The sequence below is a fragment of the uncultured Legionella sp. genome, from assembly GCF_937871865.1.
In the GTDB taxonomy this organism is placed as follows: domain Bacteria; phylum Pseudomonadota; class Gammaproteobacteria; order Legionellales; family Legionellaceae; genus Legionella.
In genome coordinates this window covers 1-4,396 of record NZ_CALMPD010000020.1, presented here as the reverse complement: position 1 = coordinate 4,396, position 4,396 = coordinate 1, and the positions used below count along the sequence as shown (strand labels likewise).

Below are 4,396 nucleotides of genomic sequence, written 5' to 3'. Positions count from 1 at the left end.
ATGGCTTTAGCCAAAAATTAAATCATTATCTGGAAACTCATCCCGATTTCTTAGTTGATTTAATTATGAAATCAGAAAAGAATTTTATTAAAATAGCTCACACAAAAATCATTCTTTTTCTGACGGATAAACAATTAGCCAATGCAATAGTACAACATACGCCTAATCTGGTTCACAAACAAAAAGAACCCTTTGAACAAGTAGAGTGGCTAATCCATAAACTCAATGACATATTATCGAATGGGCGATCGGTATCTACCTTATTGCGTAATGCTGAGGCCAAACCCATATTGGAAAAATCTATTTTCTTTCAAATTTACCAAAGTAACGAGTACAACAATCGACACAACCCAAAATCAGCTCCCCCTCTAAAAAAAGCAGTAGAATCATTCAAACCAGGTTTTAGTACTTCAAGATAAACTATCAATTGAATAAGAATAAATCGTTGGTCATGACGCGTAATTGCAGCTGTATCAACGAAGCATTATATCAATCTTCCAAAAATCACTTCGCCGACACAGCGCTACAATTACAATAAAAATTATCTCAAAACTACAACAGCAATTTTAATCCAGCAAGCCTAAGGACTTAACCGTATCACGCTCTTGTCTTAGCTCATTTAAAGTAAGATCAAATTTTTCACGCCCGTATTCATTCATAAACAGATTATCAATTACTTTTAGCTCACCATGTTCACGTCGGCATGGTACTGAGAAAATCAAGCCTTCATCAATACCGTATTCGCCGTTTGAACGCAGGCACATAGAGAATGATTCACCAGCAGGAGTATCCGTTACTAAATGATTGACCCCGGTAATGATTCCATTTGCTGCAGATGCTGCCGAAGATGAACCACGCGCTTTAATTACTGCCGCGCCACGCTGTTGCACCGTAGAAACAAAAGTATCTTTCAACCAGGCATCATCATTAATTACTTGAGCAGCAGAAACACCATTAATTTTAGCATTATAAAAATCAGGGTACTGAGTCGCTGAGTGATTGCCCCAAATAGTCATTTGAGTTACTGCGGTAATATCAACACCTGCTTTTTTAGCTAATTGAGTTCTGGCTCTTAACTCATCCAAAGTAGTCATCGCGAAAAATCGGTCATTCGGAATATCTTTTGCATGATGCATGGCAATCAAGCAGTTGGTATTGCAAGGATTTCCAACTACAAATACACGTACGTCGTCACTGGCATTGTCATTTATTGCCTGGCCTTGCTTGGTAAAAATCCCGCCATTGATTTGCAGTAGGTCGGAACGTTCCATTCCTTGTTTGCGAGGCACGGAACCCACTAACAATGCCCAGTTAACCCCATCCATAGCTTTGTTCATATCAGCAGTGCACACAATGCGTTTTAATAGTGGAAAAGCACAATCATCAAGTTCCATTGCAACACCTTCCAAAGAGGGAAGTGCAGGCTCAAGTTCCAGCATATTTAATTCAATTTCAGTATCTGCGCCAAACATTTGTCCGGATGCGATACGGAACAGTAAGGCATAGCCAATTTGTCCTGCTGCACCTGTCACCGCTACTCTAACTCGTTTATTCGCCATGTTATTTCCTCTTATTCAACCACTCTTTCGCTAAAAATAGCGCAGCAATACTGCGCGCCTCGGTAAAATCCGGTTTCTCTAATAATTCCATAGCAGCGCTAAGCGGCCATTCAACCACTTCAGGCGGCTCTGGCTCATCACCATCCAACGGCGAATGATATAACCCCTGGGCAATAACCACATCAATTCGCGCCCCAAAATAACCTGGAGCCATGCTCATCGAACGTACCCAATGAAGCTCTTTAGCCGCAAATCCGGTTTCTTCACGCAACTCCCTATTCGCCGCCTCAACCGGAGTTTCACCACTATCAATAATGCCTTTAGGAAAAGCCAATTCGTAACTGTCTGTACCAGCGGCATATTCACGGACTAATAATAATGAATCATCCGGGGTTAAGGCAACAATTAAAACAGCTCCCAAACCAAAGCTCTTAATGCGCTCATATATTCGCTGCTCCCCATTGGAAAACTCCAAATGCATTTCTTCAACAGTAAATAAACGTGATTTGGCAACCACCGCCTTTCGTTTGCAAATTGGTTTTTCTCTCATCGCTCTATATCACTTAATTTTGTGACGAAACAGCTGTCATGATACTATTGCCTTATCGAACAAGCCAGCCAAAAAATATTAAATGCTTCCATTATCGCTGTACATACATATTCCATGGTGCATCCGAAAATGCCCTTATTGTGATTTTAATTCACACAAAAGCCCTGATACACTGCCAGAACAAAATTATGTTAAGGCTTTAATTGACGACTTAAACGCCGATTTAATTCGATTTCCCGTTCGGGAAATTACCTCCATCTTCATCGGAGGAGGCACTCCAAGTCTCTTTTCTGCAGAAGCCTATAACACTTTATTTACTCAATTAAAGCAACGTCTTCCTTTTGCACCAAATATTGAAATCACTATGGAAGCGAATCCAGGCAGTGTAGAGCAACAACGCTTTACAGAGTACCGGCAAATTGGCATTAATCGTCTCTCATTGGGTATTCAGAGTTTCAATCCAGTTCATTTAAAAGCACTGGGCCGCATCCATGATGATAATCAGGCTCATGCCGCCATTCACGCTGCCCGCAATGCAGGTTTTGATAATCTGAATATAGATATCATGCACGGTTTGCCGAATCAAAGCATCGCTCAAGGAGTTGCTGATTTAAGCACCGCATTAAACCATCAACCGGAACACTTATCCTGGTATCAATTAACCATAGAACCAAATACAGTATTTTACAAAGAAAAGCCCCCGCTCCCCACCGAAGATGATGCGTGTTTATTAGAAGAACAGGGATTTATCCTGTTAAACGAAGCAGGATTTCAACGTTATGAAATTTCAGCTTTTTCAAAGCCCGGCCATCAGGCACGTCATAACATGAATTACTGGTTATTTGGTGATTACCTGGGCATAGGTGCAGGAGCTCATGGGAAAATAACAACGAGCCAAGGAATACATCGAACTCAAAAGCATCGTCAACCGAAAGATTATTTAAATGATGACAAGCCTTTTTTGGCACATATTGAAACAGTTGAAGGTGGCGAATTACTCTTCGAATTCATGTTAAACACGAGCCGCCTAGAGCAGCCTATTCCGATTACATTGTTCAACACCACCACAGGATTGGATCTGAACCTTTTATTGCCTCACTTAAAAACAGCAGAAAGCAAAAATCTGATTGAACTTACCGATACTCATTGGCAAGTCACATCGCTAGGAAGACGCTTTACCAATAATCTGCAATCGCTCTTTTTGCCCTGAATCAGGTTGATGAGTTTTATCAGACTCATCAATCACTTACAGAGGAATAACTTTCAGTTGCCAGAAAATTCAGATTATCTCATAATAAAAATTAATTCTGGTTCAGGAGTTCTGCGGTGATGCTATTTATATGTTCAATACTTATTGCTTATTTGATGGGTTCTTTTTGTTCGGCAATCATTGTATGCCGGCTATTTGGCTTACCCGACCCTCGAGAGGAAGGTTCAAAAAACCCAGGAGCCACCAATGTACTACGTATTGCAGGTAAAAAATACGCCGCGTTAGTCATGATTGGCGATGTACTTAAAGGAACAATTCCTGTCCTTATTGCCAAAGCATTAGGAGCCCCACCAGCCACAGTCGCATTTGCTGCTCTTGCAGCAGTGATTGGCCATATGTACCCAATATTTTTTGGGTTCAAGGGTGGCAAAGGCGTTGCAACCGCAATTGGAGCCATGTTGGGTTTCCATTTTATTGTCGGCGTCCTTATTTCTGCTACTTGGTTATTAGTAGCTAAATTCTCCAGATATTCATCTCTAGCCTCTATAGTAGCAATAACCATGGCGCCCTTTTATTCATTACTATTAGTTCAACGTCTGGATATTTTCCCACCAATATTCTTTATCACCCTGCTTGTACTGTACAAACACAGAAATAACATCAATCGACTAATCGATGGTGTAGAGCCCAAAATAAAATTTAAACCAGGTGTAATCCATGACATCATGAAATCCCCCTCAATAACAGCCGCAAACGAAGAAATCCCAGCCCAGGAAATCGCCCCAGATCCAATCAAGAAAAAAGCAACATCGGAATCAACTGCTCCAAAAAAGAAAGCCAAATCAGACAAAACCGCCCTGAAAACAACAGCAAAAAAAACGATAAAAGCAGAAGAACCAGAAAAAAAGGCTAAAGCAACAAAACCGAAACCTAAAAAAGCAAAAGAAGATAAAAAAGAAGAAAAATAAACCACCCTCTCCAACAATCAGAATCTAATGTCGACTGAAAATGCGAACGTGTACGCGATAGTGTCGCTAAGCTCGTGATTGATTTAAGCCATCCGTGGCTAAAATCGAC

At 40.8% G+C, this 4,396-nt stretch carries 4 protein-coding genes and 1 pseudogene; 3 read left to right on the top strand and 2 right to left on the bottom strand.

Annotation, left to right across the window (positions count from 1 at the left end):
- A pseudogene (locus Q0495_RS01235) lies at window positions 1-419 on the top strand (hypothetical protein); the annotation flags it as partial.
- Between the two features lie 147 nt (window positions 420-566).
- On the opposite strand, the gene Q0495_RS01230 reads toward Q0495_RS01235, so the two are convergent.
- Window positions 567-1,559 carry a malate dehydrogenase gene (locus tag Q0495_RS01230; RefSeq protein WP_298622226.1) on the bottom strand — a complete coding sequence of 331 codons (993 nt, stop codon included), beginning with the start codon at window positions 1,557-1,559 and terminating at the stop codon, window positions 567-569.
- Window position 1,560: 1 nt separating this feature from the next.
- Window positions 1,561-2,109 (bottom strand): ADP compounds hydrolase NudE, encoded by a 549-nt coding sequence (gene nudE / locus Q0495_RS01225; RefSeq protein ID WP_298622225.1) that lies wholly within the window; start codon window positions 2,107-2,109, stop codon window positions 1,561-1,563.
- An 82-nt stretch (window positions 2,110-2,191) separates the two neighbouring features.
- Here nudE and hemW point away from each other — a divergent pair, with 82 nt between their 5' ends.
- Window positions 2,192-3,319, top strand: a complete 1,128-nt coding sequence (gene hemW / locus Q0495_RS01220) for a radical SAM family heme chaperone HemW (protein WP_298622224.1) — start codon at window positions 2,192-2,194, stop codon at window positions 3,317-3,319.
- Between the two features lie 116 nt (window positions 3,320-3,435).
- Window positions 3,436-4,287, top strand: coding sequence for a glycerol-3-phosphate 1-O-acyltransferase PlsY (gene plsY, locus Q0495_RS01215; protein WP_298622223.1), 852 nt, complete (start codon window positions 3,436-3,438; stop codon window positions 4,285-4,287).
- Window positions 4,288-4,396: the final 109 nt, after the last annotated feature.